General features: G+C 65.2%; 16 protein-coding genes. 6 read left to right on the top strand and 10 right to left on the bottom strand.

All coding sequences use genetic code 11. From position 1 onward, the window contains the following. Positions 1–65: 65 nt before the first annotated feature. The 8 genes from FYJ44_RS10480 to FYJ44_RS10445 all read right to left on the bottom strand — a co-directional run bounded on the left by FYJ44_RS10480 (position 66) and on the right by FYJ44_RS10445 (position 8,755). The gene (locus tag FYJ44_RS10480; protein ID WP_154511860.1) at positions 66–1,031 is read right to left on the bottom strand and encodes a GGDEF domain-containing protein; all 966 of its coding nucleotides are present in this window, start codon (positions 1,029–1,031) and stop codon (positions 66–68) included. A 30-nt stretch (positions 1,032–1,061) separates the two neighbouring features. Then, a complete protein-coding gene (locus tag FYJ44_RS10475; protein WP_154511858.1) occupies positions 1,062–1,586 on the bottom strand; it encodes a V4R domain-containing protein in 525 nt (174 codons plus the stop codon). A 183-nt stretch (positions 1,587–1,769) separates the two neighbouring features. After that, the gene (locus FYJ44_RS10470) at positions 1,770–2,285 is read right to left on the bottom strand and encodes a serine/threonine protein phosphatase (protein WP_229772662.1); all 516 of its coding nucleotides are present in this window, start codon (positions 2,283–2,285) and stop codon (positions 1,770–1,772) included. A 21-nt stretch (positions 2,286–2,306) separates the two neighbouring features. Next, complete coding sequence (gene glpX / locus FYJ44_RS10465) at positions 2,307–3,290, bottom strand: class II fructose-bisphosphatase (protein WP_154511854.1); 984 nt, start codon at positions 3,288–3,290, stop codon at positions 2,307–2,309. A gap of 104 nt (positions 3,291–3,394) precedes the next feature. After that, positions 3,395–5,056, bottom strand: coding sequence for an NAD+ synthase (locus FYJ44_RS10460; RefSeq protein WP_154511852.1), 1,662 nt, complete (start codon positions 5,054–5,056; stop codon positions 3,395–3,397). An 18-nt stretch (positions 5,057–5,074) separates the two neighbouring features. Continuing rightward, positions 5,075–6,943 (bottom strand): UbiD family decarboxylase, encoded by a 1,869-nt coding sequence (locus FYJ44_RS10455; RefSeq protein WP_154511850.1) that lies wholly within the window; start codon positions 6,941–6,943, stop codon positions 5,075–5,077. After that, entirely contained in the window at positions 6,943–7,440 is a 498-nt protein-coding gene (locus FYJ44_RS10450) for an NUDIX domain-containing protein (RefSeq protein WP_154511848.1), read from the bottom strand. Before FYJ44_RS10450 ends, FYJ44_RS10455 begins: the two co-directional genes overlap by 1 nt. Positions 7,441–8,059: 619 nt before the next feature. Beyond that, positions 8,060–8,755 carry an L-threonylcarbamoyladenylate synthase gene (locus FYJ44_RS10445; protein ID WP_154511846.1) on the bottom strand — a complete coding sequence of 232 codons (696 nt, stop codon included), beginning with the start codon at positions 8,753–8,755 and terminating at the stop codon, positions 8,060–8,062. On the opposite strand from FYJ44_RS10445, the gene FYJ44_RS10440 reads away from it, so the two are divergent. Continuing rightward, entirely contained in the window at positions 8,754–9,227 is a 474-nt protein-coding gene (locus FYJ44_RS10440; protein WP_154511844.1) for a 23S rRNA (pseudouridine(1915)-N(3))-methyltransferase RlmH, read from the top strand. The genes FYJ44_RS10445 and FYJ44_RS10440 overlap by 2 nt on opposite strands. 242 nt (positions 9,228–9,469) lie before the next feature. On the opposite strand, the gene FYJ44_RS10435 is transcribed toward FYJ44_RS10440, so the two are convergent. Together FYJ44_RS10435 and FYJ44_RS10430 are read right to left on the bottom strand one after the other, a co-directional pair. Continuing rightward, positions 9,470–11,713 carry an STT3 domain-containing protein gene (locus FYJ44_RS10435; protein WP_154511842.1) on the bottom strand — a complete coding sequence of 748 codons (2,244 nt, stop codon included), beginning with the start codon at positions 11,711–11,713 and terminating at the stop codon, positions 9,470–9,472. After that, positions 11,701–12,420 (bottom strand): 16S rRNA (guanine(527)-N(7))-methyltransferase RsmG, encoded by a 720-nt coding sequence (locus FYJ44_RS10430; protein WP_229772661.1) that lies wholly within the window; start codon positions 12,418–12,420, stop codon positions 11,701–11,703. Before FYJ44_RS10430 ends, FYJ44_RS10435 begins: the two co-directional genes overlap by 13 nt. Before the next feature lie 288 nt (positions 12,421–12,708). On the opposite strand from FYJ44_RS10430, the gene FYJ44_RS10425 reads away from it, so the two are divergent. The 5 genes from FYJ44_RS10425 to FYJ44_RS10405 are packed head-to-tail and all read left to right on the top strand — an operon-like array spanning position 12,709 to position 17,830. Next, entirely contained in the window at positions 12,709–13,653 is a 945-nt protein-coding gene (locus tag FYJ44_RS10425; RefSeq protein WP_154511840.1) for an ACP S-malonyltransferase, read from the top strand. A 37-nt stretch (positions 13,654–13,690) separates the two neighbouring features. Then, positions 13,691–15,346, top strand: coding sequence for an arginine--tRNA ligase (gene argS, locus FYJ44_RS10420; RefSeq protein WP_154511838.1), 1,656 nt, complete (start codon positions 13,691–13,693; stop codon positions 15,344–15,346). Between the two features lie 5 nt (positions 15,347–15,351). Then, on the top strand, positions 15,352–16,194 hold the full coding sequence (locus FYJ44_RS10415; RefSeq protein WP_154511836.1) for an SPOR domain-containing protein: 843 nt from the start codon (positions 15,352–15,354) through the stop codon (positions 16,192–16,194). 8 nt (positions 16,195–16,202) lie between these two features. Beyond that, positions 16,203–17,006, top strand: coding sequence for an MlaE family ABC transporter permease (locus FYJ44_RS10410; RefSeq protein ID WP_288230942.1), 804 nt, complete (start codon positions 16,203–16,205; stop codon positions 17,004–17,006). An 8-nt stretch (positions 17,007–17,014) separates the two neighbouring features. After that, positions 17,015–17,830 (top strand): ABC transporter ATP-binding protein, encoded by an 816-nt coding sequence (locus FYJ44_RS10405; protein WP_154511834.1) that lies wholly within the window; start codon positions 17,015–17,017, stop codon positions 17,828–17,830. The last annotated feature ends 5 nt before the right edge of the window (positions 17,831–17,835 follow it).

Below are 17,835 nucleotides of genomic sequence, written 5' to 3'. Positions count from 1 at the left end.
TCCGGAGCGGCTTTGTTATTTGAAAAGCCAGACGCAACCTTAAAAACAGTTCGCCGTTTTCAATCTCAAACGCACTGCGCCACAGGTACGTCCTCTTCGCAGATGACGGTATTCCGCCCCGCTTTTTTGGCCTGATAAAGGCAATCATCGGCGCACTTCACGGCCGAAGCGAATTCCACCATGATTTTCTTTCTGGTCCGCGGCTGCGGCACGGTAAAGCTGCTCACGCCGAAACTGGCGGTGATGCGGAGGTCCACGCCCTCGGCGGAGATAGTCATGTCCTCCACGCCCCGGCAGAGCCGTTCCGCCACGGCTACGCCCACCTCAAGCGCCGTGCCCGGCAACAGAATGACGAATTCCTCGCCGCCGTAACGGCAGGACAGGTCATGGGGCCGTAGCAGCGAGGATATTTTTTCGGCGAAGGCGCGCAATACCGCATCGCCGCACAGATGACCGTAGGTGTCGTTGACTTTTTTGAAATGGTCGATGTCCGCCATGATTATGGTTGACGGAAGTTCGCTCTGCCCGGCTCCCTCCAGAGTATCCGCCACCACGCTTTTAAAGGAACGGCGGTTGTACAGACCGGTCAGCGGGTCTTTGGCGGACAGTTCCTTGTACTTCTGGGACAAACGCATCAGTGCGGAAACATTTTTGTCCAGTTCCACGACCATTTGATTGAAGGCCGTGGAAAAGTCGCCCATGAAGTTCACCCGGTGCTGGTATTCCCCCTTGGCGATGCATTGGGTCTGCCAGGTAAGATGGTACAGATTGGATTGCAGGGTCTTGAGCGCGCCGATGACGCAGCCTTTACCCTTGCAGACATACTTGAGATCCCCCCTGCCCAGCGCGTACGCCAGACGGCGGATATCCCAAAGCAATGCGTGCAGATCTTCGATTCCCTTGAGGCCCCGGAGATTTTCGGGGATCTCCCCTTCATGGAACGAGTTCCGCGCAAGCACGTTCATTACGAAGTCGAGAAGCTCCTCCGAGGGATCGGTGAGATTCTCGAGCTGTGCGGAAGGGTTGAGCATGCGGTACGCTTATGGTTTTCAGCGCTCCTGTCAGGCCGCGCTTTTGGGTTTGACCTCAAAACGGCAGGTCCGGTCGCCCGTGCACCAGCAGTCGATTTCCTTTACATCAAAATCCTGGCCGGTGAATACGTTGAAGATGCCGGCAATAAAGCCTTCATCATAGGTGCAGACGGCGTGCTCCATGTCGGGCAGGCCCGAGCAGTCAAGGTCTTCGGCCACGGTCAAGGTGAAACGGGCGTTTTCCCGGTCTTCGCTTTCCATCCGCAGAAGGCCGACCTTGAGATCCAGCAGGGCGCGCTGCACGCCGTCCACGAAATCATCGAACGATTCGCGCGGCCCGACAAATTTTTCGCAAAAATTTTTCCCGGCCAGAAAGCCCGCCTCATAGAGAATGCGGTCGGATTCCTCTGTGCCGTAGCGCGCTTCCAGAACGTCACGCAAGGTATACTGGAACAGGCGGTAGACTTCGATGCGCGTGGTATTGCCGAGGTTGGGCCTGCCGTCCTCAATATCGCCGATAAAATCCCATGAAAACCGGTAAAGCCGAGATTCCATAAAACATCCCCATAGTTATGACTGTATTTAGATGATCCATTAAATAAAGTCAATTTTTGATACCAGCTTTCAGCAGCAACTTCAAGCACACGCCATGCGGAAGAAAAAACTCAAAGAACGCTCCGCGCACAAAAAAACGCTCCGTCAGACGGAGCGTTTTTTTGTGCGCGGAGTGCGCGACGTTCAGCGATTGATAGGCGGCGCGTTGCCGCCGGCCTTGAGCATTGTGCCCAGATGGCGACGGGCCAGGGCCAGTTCCTCTTCCGTGACGCCGGGCATGTCGCGCGGGCGGGTGCCGCTCATATCGTTGCCTTCTTCCACAATCACCAAGGCGGCGGCCATGCGGCCCATGACGCAGAAAAAGCGTACCGGGTCCCAGCCCTGGGCGCGCACCCACTCCGCCGCCTGGGGCGAATAGAGAAAGTCCGCTTTGCCGTTGCGCAGCACCGGATGGGCCTCTTCCTTGTTTTCCTTGGCCCAGGCCCGGAAGCGGGGCAGGATTTCAAGAAAACCGACCAGTTCCTTGTCGGTGACCGGCGGCTGGTTGTCATAGATTGTGGTAACCTGGACGGCCTTTTTCTGGGCGGCGCGCGCCGCCAGCGCTTCCGGGGCCGGAACCGCCAGCAGGCTCAGGGCCGCAGCCAGCACCGCCGCCGAGGCCGGACCGGCCCGGAAAATCCGGCGCCACAGCGCCGACAAAATAAAATAACCATTATTCATTCAATACCGAACCGCACTGATTTTAGAAAGTCTGTCCATATTGTGATAGGACTCCACATACCGCAGGGTGCCGGTTTTGCCGCGCAAAACCAGCGAATGAGTCACCGCGTGACGGGCGCTGTACCGCACGCCGCGCAAAAAATCGCCGCCGGAAATGCCCGTGGCCGCGAAGAAGCAGTCGTCGCTGCGCACCAGATCATTGACTGTAAGCACTTCCCGCAAATCAATGCCGGCCTCGTTGATGGCCTCTTTTTCCACATAGGACTGCGGGTCCAGCCGGGCCAGAATCTGCCCGCCCATGCCCTTGATGGCGCAGGCCGCCAGCACGCCTTCCGGGGTGCCGCCCGTGCCCATCATCAGGTCCACTTCGGAACGCGGGTCCACAGCCATCAGCGAACCGGCCACATCGCCGTCGGTCTGCAGCTGGATGCGCGCTCCGGCTGTGCGGATTTCCTCAATCAGACGCTGATGGCGCGGTTTGTCCAGCACGAAGACCACCAGGTCCTGCACGCTTTTGCCCATGGCCTTGGCCACGTTGACCAGATTGTCTTTAACCGGCGCGTCCAGGTCAATGACGTCGCGCGCCTCTCGCGAAACCACCAGCTTTTGCATATAAAAGCTGGGGCCGGGATTGAACATATTGCCCTTGGGAGCCACGCCCACCACGGAAATGGCGTTGGGCCGCCCGTAAGCCAGCAGATTGGTGCCTTCCACCGGGTCCACGGCCACGTCCAGGCTGGGGCCGTCGCCCATGCCCACCTTTTCGCCGTTGTAGAGCATGGGCGCGTGGTCTTTTTCGCCTTCGCCGATGACCACCATGCCGTCGATGTGCAGGGTGGCGAAGCTGATGCGCATGGCATCCACCGCCGCGCCGTCTCCGGCCTCCTTGTCGCCCCGGCCAAGCCAGCGGGCCGATGCCAGGGCCGCGGCTTCGGTGATGCGTACAATATCAAGGGCCAGGTTTTTCTCCGGTGCTTCCGCCATGACATCCTCCACTCATGGAACTGCGTTGTTTGGAATCTGTTTTTACCCCACTGCGCGTCGGGCTTCAAGGGGAAAGCCGGGCGACGTCACAGGGCCGGCGTTCCTTACGGCAGCCGATAACGCCCGGCCACCGGCGCCTGCCAGCCCGCGCCGAAGGGCACCCGGCTCACATGCAGGGCCAGCGGCTCCTGGCGGCGCTTGAATTCCGCCCGGAACAGCTTGTCGCGCACCTCACGACAGACGTCGTCGAGGGGTTTGTCCACGCTCTCCGCCGGCGGTTCCAGCAGGGCCTCCAGCACGGGATCCAGCTCCTCGTAGGGCGGGATGCTGTCCGCGTCTTTCTGGCCGGGGCGCAATTCGGCGGATGGGGCCTTGTCGAAAACATTTTGGGGAATGATTTCCGCGCCCCGGTATGTATTGTACCAGCGGGCCACGGCGTAGACCTGGGTTTTGGTCAGGTCCGCGATAACCCCCAGCGCGCCCACGGCGTCGCCGTAAAGGGTGCAGTAGCCCATGGCCCCTTCGCTCTTGTTGCCGGTGTTCAGCACCAGGGCTTTGGCCCGGTTGGCCAGGGAGGTCAGCAGCGTGCCCCGGATGCGGGCCTGCACGTTCTCAAAAGTCACCTCCCCCTCATAGGGCGGGAAAAGATCCAGACCCGGTTTGAGCGCTGCCTCAAAGGCGCGCATCAGGGGTTCGATGGGCAGGGTCACGGTGGTCACGCCCAGATTGTCCGCCAGTTGGCGGGCGTCGGTCAGCGAACCCTCGCTGCTGTAGGGCGAGGGCATCAGCACGCCGGTGACGTTGCCCGCGCCCAGAGCCTCCACCGCGATGCAGCAGACCAGGGCCGAATCCATGCCGCCGGACAGGCCCACAATGGCCCGCTGCGCGCCGCATTTATGCACAAAGTCGCGCGTACCCAGGGTCAGGGCGCGCCACTCGGCCTCTTCGGCGCTTTGGCAGAGTTCTTCCACCGCGTCCGCGCCGTGACCGGCCGTGTCCACCACCAGCACATCCTCGGCAAAGGCCTTGCCCCGCGCCAGCAACTGGCCGGTGGGGTCAAAGGCCAGGCTCTGCCCGTTGTAGATGCGGCTGTCGTTGCCGCCCACCAGATTGACCGAAAAAAGGTGCACGTGATGCCGGGCCGCCACGTGTGAAAGCATGTGCTCGCCCGCCTCCTGCGCCCCCACGCAGAACGGCGCGGCCGCCATGTGCACGACGGCGTCCACCCCGCGCTGGATCAGCTCCATAAGCGGGTTGTGCCCGCTGGCGTACTGGGTCTGCCAGAAAGCGCCTTCCTCGGCCACGGCGTCCTCGCAGAGAACCACGCCCAGCCGCCAGCCGCCCAGAGTCAGAATGCCGCAGGACACGCCGCGGTCAAAATAGCGCACGTCGTCGCCCTGGCCGCCGCTCCGGCCCATATTCTGATAGACCTTGCGCGAAATCACCTGCCACTTGCCCTTGTCCACCAGCACACCGGCATTGGAGAGCAGGCCGACGGCATAGACGCTGGGCACCGGCGCGCCCACCAGAAGCGGCGGCCCGTCCTTGAGGGCGTCGGCCAGATTCTGCAGGGCCGCGCGGCAGCCCTGGGCGAAATCGGCGGCGCACAGATAGTGGCCCGGAGTCACGCCGCAAAGGGCCAGTTCCGGCGTGACGCAAAGGTCCGCCCCGGCCTCGGCGGCCCGGCGCGCGGCCTCCAGAATGCGGGTCTGGTTGCCGGCCACGTCGCCGGTGACGCTGTTGCACTGCAGTAAAGCGATTTTCATGAAGTTGCCTCCCCCGAATTAAAAGTATCCATGCAAAGGCCCGCCGGGCGCTGCCAGCGCCTCCACCCGGCGCGTGACGGCCGGGTCCTCTTCCAATGGGGGGGCATGAAAAGGCTTGAGGCGGGCGTCCAGAATCAGGGGCGCGGCGCAGGACCAGTGCTTGGCGCGGGTCTGAGCGTGCGCGCCGTAGCTGTCCGTGGCCGGGTCCGAGCGGGTGAAGACCACCCAGAGGAAATTGTCCAGACCGGCGGCGCAGAAAGCGGGATCGTCCACCACCGCCACCAGCGGAAAGCCTTCGCGATTGGGCCAGGCCTCCAGGCAGCGGGCCAGGTCTTCCAGACGCGGGTCCGGTTCGCCGCGCTCCAGGCTATGCGCCGGGCCACGCAAAACCAGCATCCCCGGCCCGGCCACGCGCGCTTCGGAAAAGCCCTCGGGCAGGTCCGGCAGGGCGCGCGGCTCCAGGGCCAGTTCGCGCCGCTTTTCCCCGGCCGAGGCCCAGATCAGCTTGGAACCCTCGTGCAGACCGCTACCCGTGTAATCCAGGGTGTCGCTGGTGCTGCGGGTCAGAAAATGCAGATCGCGGCTGAAGTCGGCGCGCTCCAGCACATGCCGCAGAAAGGCGGGCACGTCGCGGGCGCGCAGGCCGGGCGCATCCTCATGCGCGGCCAGCAGCACGTACTTTGCCAGGGCGGTCTGGGTGGCGCCCAGCAGGTGCAGGGCCGCCGTGAGCAGTTCGCGCGGCTTGCGCTGCGCCTCATAGGGCGTGTAGCGCTCGCTGCCCAGCGCCAGCAGAAGGGGATGCACCCCGGCGACGTCCACGGCATGCACCTCGAGCACGCCCTGAAAAACCTGCGGCACCAGGGGCGCGGTGAGTTCATGGATGAAGTCACCGAACACCGTATCTTCCTGCGGGGGACGGCCCACGGCCGTAAAGGGCCAGACCGCGTTCCGGCGGTGATGCACGGCGTCCACCTTGAGCACCGGGAAATCATGCCGCAGGCTGTAATAGCCCACATGGTCCCCGAAGGGCCCCTCGGGCTTGAGCTCCGGCACGAGACGCCCGCTGATGCAGAAATCCGCCTCGGCCAGAACGGGCAGGCGCAGACCCGGGCAGCGGGCCAGGGCCATGCGGCGTCCGCCCAGCAGCCCCGCGAAGCGCAGTTCGGAAAGGCCTTCGGGCAGGGGCATCACCGCGGCCACGCTGAGCGCGGGCGGCCCGCCCACATAGACGTGCACCGGCAGTTCCCGGCCCTGGGCCAAAGCATGGGCATGGTGCACGCCGATGCCCCGGTGGATCTGATAGTGCAGGCCCGCTTCATCGGGCGCGTAGGCGTTGCCCGCCAGCTGCACCCGGTACATGCCCAGATTGGAAGCGTTCAGGCCGGGACGGTCGGGATCTTCGGTATAAACCAGGGGCAGGGTGATAAAGGGACCGCCGTCCCGGGGCCAGCAGGTCAGACGCGGCAGATCCGCGAGATTGCAACTGCATTCCAGCACCGGAGCCCTGCCGCCCCGCCCGCCGTCACGGCCTTGAACGCGTTTGACGCGCGGCAGCATATGGACCAGGCCGGGCAACGCCGGCAGCGAACGCCAGGGCCGCCGCAGGGCCGCCATGGGATCGGCCTTGGCCGCCAGCACGGCGTCCACGGCCCGCAGGCTGTCCCGGAAAATATAACGCAGACGTTCATGCGTGCCGAAGAGATTGGCCAGCATGGGAAAGCGCGTGCCCTTGACCCTGGTGAACAGCAGGGCCGGAGCCTTGGCCCGGAAGGCCCGGCGCTGCACGGCGGCCAGTTCCAGATACGGGTCCAGCTCCGCGTCCACGCGTTTGAGCTGGCCCTGGGCCTCCAGGTCCGCCAGGCACTGACTCAGATTGGCGTAGCCCATCAGCTGTTCCTTTCCCGCGCCAAGGGCTCCACCGCGCCCAGGGTCCGCCGCCCGGCCAGAACCTCGCGGAAGTCGGCCAGAATGCGGGCGTGGTCAAAGGCCAGGGGTTCGGGCAGAGCGTCCGGGGGATAAAAAGCGGCCTGGGCCGCGTCGTCCCCGGCGCGCAGGGCCAGGGGATCACGCGGCCTGCCGGTGAAGACCATGCTCAGGGTGTGCTGGCGCGGGTCGCGGTCCGGGCGGGAATACACGCCCAGCAGACCGGTCAGTTCCACGTCCAGGCCGGTTTCCTCGCGCATTTCGCGTACGGCGGCGGCCTCGGCCTGCTCGCCTTCCTCGATGAAGCCGCCGGGCAGCGCGTAGCCCAAAGGAGGATTGGCCCGCGCGATAATCACCACCCCGCGCGTCGGCTCGTAAATGACCACGTCCGTGGTGGGCGTGGGATTGCGGTAACAACTGTAGGCTTTGCCGCAGTGCGGACAGATCACGTCTTTTTTCATGCGCTTCCCTGAACAATGAGGTGCGCCCCATGGTAAGCCAGTCCGGCCCGCGCCGCAAGGTGATGGCGCGGAGCTCACAGGACAGACGCATCTAAAAAATCTTTATTTATTGACTAGATAGCCTAGTAACAGACAAAAAGGGGTAAAGCCGCCTCTGCTCCGCCGAAGCAAAGCGCAGGCGGATGGCTGGTGTCGGGAGAATCCTAAAAAATGCGTTAGCCGTTGCCGCGCCAGCGGCTTACCTTCCCTGGACACAATTTCGTGTAACTCATTGCTGTCTTCAGCCGTAGCTGGCAGTACTGTCTTTATCCGTACGGCTCACAAGCTCGCCTACGGCTAAAGCTCCTGCGTCGCAACGGCTGAAGCAAGATTTTTCGGCGCTGACAAGGAAGATGGCGCTTTTTGCGCGGAAACCGACCGGAAGGCGGCCCAAAGGGCCGTGCCCGTTGGCGAGGCGTAGCGAGCTTACGGGCATCGAGAGCAGAGATGTACTCAGGCACGTGAGCAGCGAAAAGCGCCAGATGACGCCGCCGGCGCCGAAAAGGCCGGTTTTGACGGATAATCACGACAAATAACAGACCGGCAAAACTGAAATGAGATGCGTCTGCCCTGGCGGAGCTCAGTCCACGCAGACGAAACCCGCTTCCGCCAGAGCACGCGCGCTGACGGCTCCGGCCCGCAGCAGGCGCAGGCGAGGCCTCCCGTCCCCGTCGGGCGGCAGGGGTTCGGCCAGGGTGGACGGCGCGCCGCCGGGGGGCTGCTCCGCTTCACTGACGGCGGGCAGCAGGCCGCCCAGATCGCCCAGTTCCGCCAGGGCGGCCAGCAGTTCCGGGTCCAGCTCTTCCAGGCGCCGGGCCGGAGCGCGGCCGCTCAGATTGGCGCTGCTGGCGGTCAGCGCGCCTCCGGCCAGGCGCGCCAGACGGGCGGCCAGCGGATGCGGCGACACGCGCAACGCGGCCTTGCCCGCCGCTCCATCCTCACCTCCGGCCCCGGCGCTGACCAAAGGGGCGGGCAGGCCGGGCCGGACCGGGAGCAGCAGGCTCAAAGGACCGGGCCAGAAACGCGCGGTCAGTTCCGGCGGCGCGGCCTCCAGCCAAACCACGGCCCCGGCCTGGTCCGCGTCGGCGGCCAGCAGGGGCAGAGGGCGCTGGACGGGCCGTCGCTTGAGCTGATAGATACGGGCCACGGCCGCCGCGTCGGCGGCCAGACAGCCCAGGCCGTAAAAGGTTTCGGTGGGGAAAATCACAACGCCGCCACGGCGCAGACATCGGGCCGCGGCGGCGCAATCAAGCACACGGCAGGGGGAATCGGACATGACAGGCAAACCTTTGCGGCTGATCAGCGTGGGCCGGCTGAAGACGCCGTTCTGGAAAGACGCCGCCGCCCACTATCTGGCGCGGATCACGCGCTGGCGGCGTCTGGAATGCACGGAAGTGCGGGACGGCGACGCGGCCCTGCCCCCGGACAAGCGCAACGCCCTGGAAGGCCGCCGCATTCTGGACGCCCTGGACCCGCAGGACGTGCCTCTGGTGCTGGACGAGCGCGGCGCGGGCCTGACCTCGCCGCAACTGGCGGATCTGCTGCGGCAACTGGACCACGAGGCGCGCGGCCGCGCCTGCTTCATCGTGGGCGGGGCGTACGGTCTGGACGAGGCAGTGCGCGGCCGCGCCTTCCGCCTGCTCAGCCTTTCGGCCATGACCTTTCCGCACGAAATGGCCCGTGTGGTCCTGCTGGAGCAGCTCTACCGGGCCGAGTGCATTTTGCGCAAGATCCCCTACCACCATTAGAGCGTTTTCATTTTGAAACGCTCTAACGAGGCTGCACAGCAGCCTCGCGCCATAAAGCCGTAAACGCAATTTAGCGCTATCCGTTATGCGGCTGTGCCGCATTACGGATAGCGACAGCATAGCTTTTGCACTGTTAAGTGTTTGAAATGTACACATTTCAAAGTTAATCTGCTCCAGAGCAATTTTGAAGCAACATTGCTCCGGCAGTTGCGGGAGCAGCCGCCCACCACGAAAAAGGTGTTCTACAGAACTTCATAAATCCGGGCAAAGACGTTGTCGTAGACCAGCTTGAAATAGGGCGAAAAGCGCGCGTCCTGCGGATCGCCCACCAGGAGCTGGATCATCAGAGAATTGTACAGCCCCTCGTCCACAGCCAGCTTTTCGTCCGTGACCCGGTTGAAGAGGAAGTTCACGTTCCGCCGCCCGGCCAGAAATTCCCTCTGCTCCTCGGCCGTGGCCTTGGGGTGGGCGTCGAACCATTCCTGAACGTAATTGCGGCGGGTCACGCCGGTTTCCTCAAACACGCTGATGGACGAGGCGTAAATGGTGCTGGCGCTGTCCTCCAGCCGCACTTCTCCGGTGTCCAGGCGGTAGGCCAGGGCCTGCGGCACAATGGACAGCGCGCCGCCCTCGCCCTGACGGGTCACGAAATTCCAGTTGCCGAAATTGCTGATCCAGAAGCCCAGGCGCAGCATTTCAAAGCTGACCACCACAAAAAGCCGTCCCTTGGCTTCCACCAGCGGGGTTTCCGGCGAACGCAGCCTGTCCATGAGAGCCTGCGCCGCCTGACCGTCCAGACCTTCAAACACATGGCCCGGTTCGTTGCCCATCTTGGCCGTGTAGCGGATCAACTGCCGGGCGAAGCGCGCGTTGTCCGTGGCAAAGACCGCCGCCGGCAGATAAAGAGAGGGCCCGGCGTGCTGCGCGCCGTCCGCGATGGTCGAGCGCCGCGCGAAGTGATGGGCCGCGTAGCCCCAGTCCCACCAGAGCCAGAGTTTGGCATCTTCGGGGGTCATGGTGCGCGCGCGGGTCAGGGCTTCGGCGTGGCGGCGGTTGATGATGGGCCCCTGGGAGATGGCCTGGATCATGTCCGCGAAAGGCGCCACCAGCAGGGCCAGCAGAATGCAGGAAGTGGCCGCTCCGGCCACGGCCCCGCGCAGGTCCGCGCGTAACAGGCGTTGCAGCAGCCAGTACAGGGGCAGGGCCAGGCCCACGGCCACCACCGGCGCGCCGAACATGACCATGCGGCCCCCCAGCTTGGTGCTGAGCAGGCCCAGAGCCGCCAGAGGCAGCAGAAAGAGCGCGCCGGGCCGCCGGAAGAGCACCAGGACAAAGCCCGCCAGGCCCGCGATGGCCGCCTCCATCCAGGGATGGAAATAGGAGAAGAGCGCCGCGAAGCCCAGATCCTGCACTTCAATGATGGATTGGGCCACCGAAGGATAGACCAGGCTGACGCCCTCGCCCGTGCTCCGCACGTCGCCGCTGTGCTTGAGGTAGGCGTTGGCGTGGTTGATCAGGGTGGTCAGGATTTCACCCTGCACCAACAGCGCCGCCACGCCCAGCCAGAGCAGGACCAGCGTCAGCGGGCGGCAGAGAATATGGCGCAGCTTGCGGCCCGCCCGGCTGCCCGCCAGAAGCAGAAGCAGGCTGAAGCCGAAGCCCGCCGGGCCGCCCAATGTGGGCAGGGCGTAGGCCAGCCCGCCCAGCAGCAACAGGCCGCGCCGCCCGCGCGGAGCCATGACCAGACCCATCAGGCCCAGCAACAGCACATTGTACCGGATCAGATAGGGAAAGACCGAATGCCATTCCTGGGTCCACCAGGAAATGACGCCCGACGCGCCCAACAGCAACACCCACGGCCAGTGCAAAGGATTGCCCAGGCGCTCCAGATGCGTCTCGTCCGCGCCGCGCACGCCCCAGAGGCGTTGCTCCGCCTTCAGGCCGGAACCCAGCGCCAGCCGCCGCAAGATCATTTGGGGCAGCAGCATGTAGCGCATGGCCCAGCAGGCCGGGGCCAGGGTCATCAGCAGGGGGAAGAAAAGCGTCACCAGATCGGTGTCGTAATAGCCCAGCAGGGTGCGGGCCAGAAAACCCGGCGCCAGAGAGGTGATCAGCCCGGCGGCCACGCCCGCCTCCATGCTGCCCAGAGCCCAGACCCAGGCGAAGACGATCACCGCCACCATGCTGGCCAGCACGGCCGGAAACCAGAAGGCCACGGCCGCCGGATAGGTGTGCAGAGTCCGGGCCATGAGCCGCAGCATCTCGGCCATGGGATGGTCCACGTCCAGACCGAAGCCCTCGGCGGCGGCCACCCAATGATAGGCGTCGTGGGTGGCCAGCAGCCATTCGCTGCCCAGACGGTATTCCGGATTCTGCCAGCAGGGCCACTCCATCATGCGCAGGCCGAAGGCCAGCCCCAGCGTCAGCAGCCCCCAGAACAGGCCCCGCAGCCAGTAACGCGGCGCCGCCGGGCTTACCCCGGGCATGGACCGTCTTCCCCGGCAGGGCCGTCCAGTGCGGATTTGCCGGCAGCCACGTCCGTGCCGGATGACGGGCTCAGAGCCCAGAACCAGCGGCCGCTGCCGGCCGCCACATAAGAGCGCACGCCCGCCAGCCGCCAGGGCGCGGGCAGACGTTCGGGCGCGGGGGTCAGCGCCAGGATCACCAGCACGCCCTCGGGCCGCAGCCGGGGCAGGGTCAGCTCAAGCAGATCGGGCCAGGGCATGAAGGCTCGGCTCACGATGCAGTCCGCCGGATAATACTGGCCCTGGAAAAAATGCTCCACCGAACCGCGAAAAACATGGGTGGAGGGCAACTGCAGACGGGCCAGGGCGCTGGACAGAAAGAGGGCGCGCTTTTCGCGCACTTCCACCATATAATAGCCGCCCCTGGTCCAGACCATGCGCAGGGGAATGCCCGGCAGGCCCGCACCGGAACCGAGATCCCAGGTCAGCGGCTGTTCCGGCAGGGGCAGTTCCTCCAGAAAGGAGGCCAGATGGAAGCTGTCGGCCGCCAGACGGGTCAGAATATCCCGCCAGGCGCGCGCGCCCACCAGATTCATGGCCGCGTTCCACTGGCACAACATTTCCAGATAGACGGCCAGCGGCTCCAGAGCCGCCGGGGGCACGTCAATGCCCGAAGCCGCCGCAAGCGCGGCCAAATCCTTTCTGTCCACCGTCCGTTGCTCTTGCATGCTCGCTCTCTCCACACTTTCCCGGCGGATACGCCGGGCTTTCTGTCATATCCCCCGCAAGCGGGACTTGCAAGCCCCGCGCCGATAACGTAAAAAAAGCAATTCGGCTGCCTGATACAACGTCCGCGAAGCGGGTTTCGCGCCGTCCATGACGGCAGAGCCGCCAGGCGGAAAGGCACAAAAATCAGTCGCTTACCGGCGCGGCAAGCCGTGACCCGCTCCTGATTTTTGATCGCGTTGACGCTGTCAACGCTCCAAGTTCACCCTCCTTTTGGAGATGCCGCACCTATGATCCAACCTGTTCTGCTTTTTCCCGGCCAGGGCTCGCAGGAGCCCGGCATGGGCCGCGATCTGGCCGAGGCCTCGCCGGAGGCCATGGACCTCTGGAAACTGGCCGAGCGCGTCAGCGGCCTGCCCCTGCGCGAAATTTACTGGGACGGCGACGAAGCCGCCATGAGCGACACCCGCGCCCTGCAACCGGCCCTGACCGTGGTCAACTGCAATCTCTGGCGGGAAATGGCCGGACGCGTCAGCCCGCGCGGCGCCGCCGGGCACAGCCTGGGCGAATTCAGCGCCCTGGCCGCAGCGGGCGTGCTCACGCCGGAAAGCGTACTGGAAATCACGGCCCTGCGCGGCCGCCTGATGGCCGAGGCCGATCCACAGAGCAAGGGGGGCATGGCCGCCCTGCTCAAGTTGGACGAGGCCCGCGTGGCGGAAATCGTGGCCGAGGCCGCCGCCGAGAGCGGCGAACTGCTGCTCACCGCCAATTACAACACTCCGGCCCAGTTGGTGGTCAGCGGCGCGAAAAACGCTGTGGCCCTGGCCTGCCAAAAAGCCAAGGAACGCAAGGGGCGCGGCATCGAACTCAAGGTCAGCGGCGCGTTTCACAGTCCCATGATGGAAGAGGCCAACCGGGAGCTGACCCCCCTGCTGCGCAAGGCCGTCTGGCAAAAGCCGCGTTTTCCGGTCTACTGCAACCTGCACGGCAAGGCGGTTCACGACGGCGAGAGCGCGCGGGACAGCCTGCTGCAACAGATGGTCTCGCCGGTGCGCTGGATTGAAACCGTGCGCAACCAGTACGCGGACGGCGCGCGCTTCTGGCTGGAACTGGGCCCCAAGGCCGTGCTGGGCAAAATGGTCGCCCCCTGCCTCAGCGGCATTGCCGCCGGGGACGCGGACACGCGCGTGGAACTGGTCAGCAATCTGGAAAGCGTCCGGGCCTTCAGCCTGTAATATTTTCCCGCACTATTCCCAAGGATACGAAAAGCATATGCGCGCCACCGAAACACTGCGCACGGCCCTTGCGGCCATTCTGGAAGAAGAAGGCCTGGCCTGGCCGGCCAAAACCGTCATTGAGCCCTCGCGCGATCCCAGACATGGGGATCTCTCCACCAACGCGGCCATGCTGCTGGCCAAAGAAGCCAAATGCAATCCCCGCGAGCTGGCCCGGAAATTCGCCGACCGGCTGCTGGAACGCTGTCCGGATATGGAAAAGGCCGAGGCCGCCGGACCGGGCTTCTGCAACGTGACCTTCAGCCAGGCCTTCTGGCGGCGCACGGTGCTGGACGTGGAGGCCGCCGCGGGAGCTTACGGCTCAAGCGAGGCGGGCGCGGGCCGCAAGGTGCTGCTGGAGTATGTTTCGGCCAATCCCACCGGCCCCCTGCATGTGGGGCACGGCCGGGGCGCGGCCGTGGGCGACAGTCTGGCCCGCCTGCTGCGCAAGGCCGGTTACGCGGTGGACACGGAGTATTACATCAACGACGCGGGCCGCCAGATGCGCCTGCTGGGCCTTTCGGTCTGGCTGCGCGTGCTGGAACTGGCCGGGCGTCCGGTGAGCTGGCCCGAGGATTATTACCGGGGCGGGTACATCATCGACATCGCGCGGGAGATGCTGGACGCCGACCCCCATCTGCCGGACCTGCCCGAAGCCGAAGGACAGGAGCGCTGCTACCAGCGGGCCATGAACGAAATTCTGACCGGCATCAAGGCGGACCTCAATGAATTCCGGGTGGAGCACCAGCGCTGGTTTTCGGAAAAGACCCTGGTGGAAAGCGGCGCGGTGGACGCGGCCTTCAACGCCCTGGGCCGCTCCGGCTACACCTATGAGAAAGAAAACGCCTTCTGGTTCGCCACGGAGCAGCTGGGCGACGACAAGGACCGCGTGCTGAAAAAATCCGACGGCAGCCTGACCTATTTCGCCACGGATATCGCCTACCACCACGACAAGTTCGAGCGCGGCTACGACTGGCTCATCGACATCTGGGGCGCGGACCACCACGGCTACGTGCCGCGCATGCGCGCGGCCATCACGGCCATGGGACGGCCGCGCGACAGCTTCGACGTGGTTCTGATCCAGCTGGTCAACCTGCTGCGGGACGGCAAGCCGGTGAGCATGTCCACCCGCGCGGGCACCTTTGAAACCCTGGCCGACGTGCTGCGCGAAGTGGGCGTGGACGCGGCGCGTTTCATGTTTCTCTCGCGCAAAAGCGACAGCCCCCTGGATTTCGACCTGGAGCTGGCCAAACAGCGCAGCCTGGACAATCCGGTCTACTACGTGCAGTACGCCCACGCCCGCATCCGCGCCGTGCTGCGCCGCGCGGCCGAACGCGGCGTCAGCCTGCCGGATACGGTGAGCGAAGAGATGCTGGCGGGCTTGGACACGCCCGAGGACATGGCCCTGCTGCGCAAGGCCGCCGCCTTTGAGGACATGCTGGCCGCGGCCGCCCAGGCCCTGGCCGCCCACCACGTAAGCCATTATCTGAGCGAACTGGCGGGCCTGCTGCACAGTTATTACGCCAAACATCAGGTGCTGCTGGCCGACGACATGCCGCGCACCCTGGCCCGGCTGGCCTTGCTGCGCGCCGTGGCCCAGGTGTTGCGCAACGGCCTGGACGTTCTGGGCGTCAGCGCGCCGGAGAGTATGTAACGCCTATGCCCCAACCTTTACGGAAAAGTTTTCAGAAAGCGGCGGCCGCCGCCTCCGGCAACAAGCCCCGCCGTTTCACCGTCAGCCTGTCCGGCGTGGCCGTGGCCGCGCTGGGAGTGGTGCTGGTCGCCGCCGTGGGTTGGGCCTTTTTCATGGGCTTCATGGTCGGGCGCGGTCAGAATCCTGAAAAACGCGTGGAACAAATGACCGGCATGGCCCATGAGGATCAGGCTCCGCGGGCCGTCACGCCTCCCGCCGGCCTTCCCGCCGAACCGGCAGCGGCGAATCCCGCCGGGCAGCCTGCTCAGGCCCCTGCGGGCGCCGCCCCCGGCGCGGAGCAGGCCGCCGCTTCCGCTCCGGCGGACCAGTCCCCCCAAACGGCCGCCCCATCCGCTCAGACGCCGCAAGCCGCCCCGCAGAATACGCCCGCCTATCCTTTCAGCCGCCCGCAGGGCGCGGGTCTGGCCGCTTGGGGCATCCGCTCCGACACAGCCGCGGGCACGCCCGCACCGGCTTCCGCCGCCCCGCAGGCGCAGGGCCAGCGCGCCACGGCCCCGGCGGCTCAGCCCAAAGCGCAGCAGGCCGAAGCCCTGTTTGATTTCACCTACCAGGTGGCCGCATTCAAGGACAAGGCCGACGCGGACAAGCTGCGCGCCCGTCTGGAAGGCAAAGGTCTGCGCACCCGCCAGCAGAAGAGCGGCAAGGTGCTGCTGGTGCTGGTCAATCTGCGCGGCACCGAACTGGATGCCGCCAACCTGCGCGAGGAGCTGCAACGCATGAAACTGGGCAAACCCATTCTGGCCTCCAAAAAAACGGTTTCCGGCAAGACCCGGAAAACCGGACGCTGAGGCCGGTCGTGGACGGACACAACGCCGGGCCGGGTTTATTGCGCCTTCTGGGCCGCCCCTGCCTGCGCGGCATCGACGCCGTGGGCGGCATGACATTGTTCATGCTGGCGGGTCTGCGCCAGATCTTCGCCAGCGCCAAAATTTTTCCGCGCACCCTGCAACAGATCTATGTGATCGGCTACAAATCCCTGTTCGTGATTCTGCTGATCGGCATTTTCTGCGGTATGGTGCTGGGTTTGCAGGGCTATTACACCCTGGTCCAGTTCGGTTCCGTGGGCATGCTGGGCTCGGCCGTGTCCCTGACCCTGATCCGCGAACTGGGGCCGGTGCTCACGGCCATCATGCTCACCGGGCGGGCGGGTTCGTCCATAGCCGCCGAAATCGGGGTCATGCGCATCACGGACCAGATCGACGCCCTGGACGTCATGGACATCAATTCCATGGGCTATCTGGTCAGCCCGCGCCTGCTGGCCGCTCTGCTTTCCTTTCCCCTGCTCACGGCCATTTTCGACGTCATCGGCATCATCGGCGGCTATCTCACCGGCGTGCTCATGCTGGGCATCAACGAGGGAGCCTATTTTTACCGCATCGCCAGTTCCGTGACCCTGACCGACGTGACCGGCGGCTTCGTCAAATCCGTGGTTTTCGGCCTGCTGGTCACCACGGTCTGCTGCCACCAGGGCTATTACACCCACCGCCGCCGCGACAGCGTGGGCCCAGAGGCCGTAGGCAACGCCACCACCTCGGCGGTGGTCATTTCCTGCGTGCTGATCCTGGCGGCGGACTATGTGCTGACTTCCTTTTTACTGTAGGCGGAACTATGCAGGCTTGGGACATTGAATTCCGCGCCCTGAGCGTGGGTTACGGCGAGCACGTGGTGCTGCGCGACATCAACGCCGTCCTGCCGGGAGGCAAGGTTTCCGTCATCCTGGGCGGTTCGGGCTGCGGCAAATCCACCCTGCTCCGGCACATCATCGGCCTTTCGCGGCCCCTGTCCGGCGGCGTGTTCATCGGCGGCCGGGATCTTTTCGCCCTGAACCAGGCGGAATTCCGCCGCGTGCGCCGCCAGATGGGCGTGCTTTTCCAGGACGGCGCGCTGCTGGGCGCGCTCTCCCTGGCCCAGAACGTGACCCTGCCCCTGAGCGAACATCTGCGCCTGCCCAAGCCCCTGATCCGCGAGGCGGCCCTGCGCGTGCTGCGCATGGTGGGGCTGGAGGATTTCGCCGATTTTTATCCCAACCAGTTGTCCGGCGGCATGCGCAAGCGCGCGGGCCTGGCCCGGGCCATCATCGCCGAGCCGCGCATTCTGCTCTGTGACGAGCCCACGTCCGGCCTGGACCCCATCACCGCCGCCCGCATGGATGAACTGCTGCGCTCCATGCACCAGCAGTACGCCGACATGACCCTGGTGGTAGTCAGCCATGACTTGGCGAGCCTGCGCGCCATTGCCGACTACGTGCTGGTGCTGCGCGACGGCGGCGCGGTGTTCGCCGGCAATCTGGCCGAGCTGGAGGCCAGCCCGGATCCCTATCTGCGGCAATTCCTCCGGCGTGAGGCCGGGGACCAGCGACTGACCCTGCATCAACCGGCGGACCCGGTGGTGCGCGCGGCCCTGGACAAGTGGCTGGCGTCCTGAACGCG

Origin of the sequence: Desulfovibrio porci, from assembly GCF_009696265.1 — a bacterium.
Taxonomy (GTDB): Bacteria; Desulfobacterota; Desulfovibrionia; order Desulfovibrionales; family Desulfovibrionaceae; genus Desulfovibrio; species Desulfovibrio porci.
The sequence above is the reverse complement of the archived record's forward strand: the minus strand, read 5'-3'. Positions and strand labels throughout refer to the sequence as shown.

Bases quoted from the DNA above. Each gene is read 5' to 3' on its own strand.
- FYJ44_RS10480 (WP_154511860.1), bottom strand. From the start codon at position 1,031: ATGCTCAACCCTTCCGCACAGCTCGAGAATCTCACCGATCCCTCGGAG.
- FYJ44_RS10460 (WP_154511852.1), bottom strand. From the start codon at position 5,056: ATGAAAATCGCTTTACTGCAGTGCAACAGCGTCACCGGCGACGTGGCC.
- FYJ44_RS10450 (WP_154511848.1), bottom strand. From the start codon at position 7,440: ATGAAAAAAGACGTGATCTGTCCGCACTGCGGCAAAGCCTACAGTTGT.
- FYJ44_RS10455 (WP_154511850.1), bottom strand. From the start codon at position 6,943: ATGGGCTACGCCAATCTGAGTCAGTGCCTGGCGGACCTGGAGGCCCAG.
- FYJ44_RS10435 (WP_154511842.1), bottom strand. From the start codon at position 11,713: ATGCCCGGGGTAAGCCCGGCGGCGCCGCGTTACTGGCTGCGGGGCCTG.
- FYJ44_RS10430 (WP_229772661.1), bottom strand. From the start codon at position 12,420: ATGCAAGAGCAACGGACGGTGGACAGAAAGGATTTGGCCGCGCTTGCG.
- argS (WP_154511838.1), top strand. From the start codon at position 13,691: ATGCGCGCCACCGAAACACTGCGCACGGCCCTTGCGGCCATTCTGGAA.
- FYJ44_RS10415 (WP_154511836.1), top strand. From the start codon at position 15,352: ATGCCCCAACCTTTACGGAAAAGTTTTCAGAAAGCGGCGGCCGCCGCC.
- FYJ44_RS10445 (WP_154511846.1), bottom strand. From the start codon at position 8,755: ATGTCCGATTCCCCCTGCCGTGTGCTTGATTGCGCCGCCGCGGCCCGA.
- glpX (WP_154511854.1), bottom strand. From the start codon at position 3,290: ATGGCGGAAGCACCGGAGAAAAACCTGGCCCTTGATATTGTACGCATC.
- FYJ44_RS10425 (WP_154511840.1), top strand. From the start codon at position 12,709: ATGATCCAACCTGTTCTGCTTTTTCCCGGCCAGGGCTCGCAGGAGCCC.
- FYJ44_RS10405 (WP_154511834.1), top strand. From the start codon at position 17,015: ATGCAGGCTTGGGACATTGAATTCCGCGCCCTGAGCGTGGGTTACGGC.
- FYJ44_RS10440 (WP_154511844.1), top strand. From the start codon at position 8,754: ATGACAGGCAAACCTTTGCGGCTGATCAGCGTGGGCCGGCTGAAGACG.
- FYJ44_RS10475 (WP_154511858.1), bottom strand. From the start codon at position 1,586: ATGGAATCTCGGCTTTACCGGTTTTCATGGGATTTTATCGGCGATATT.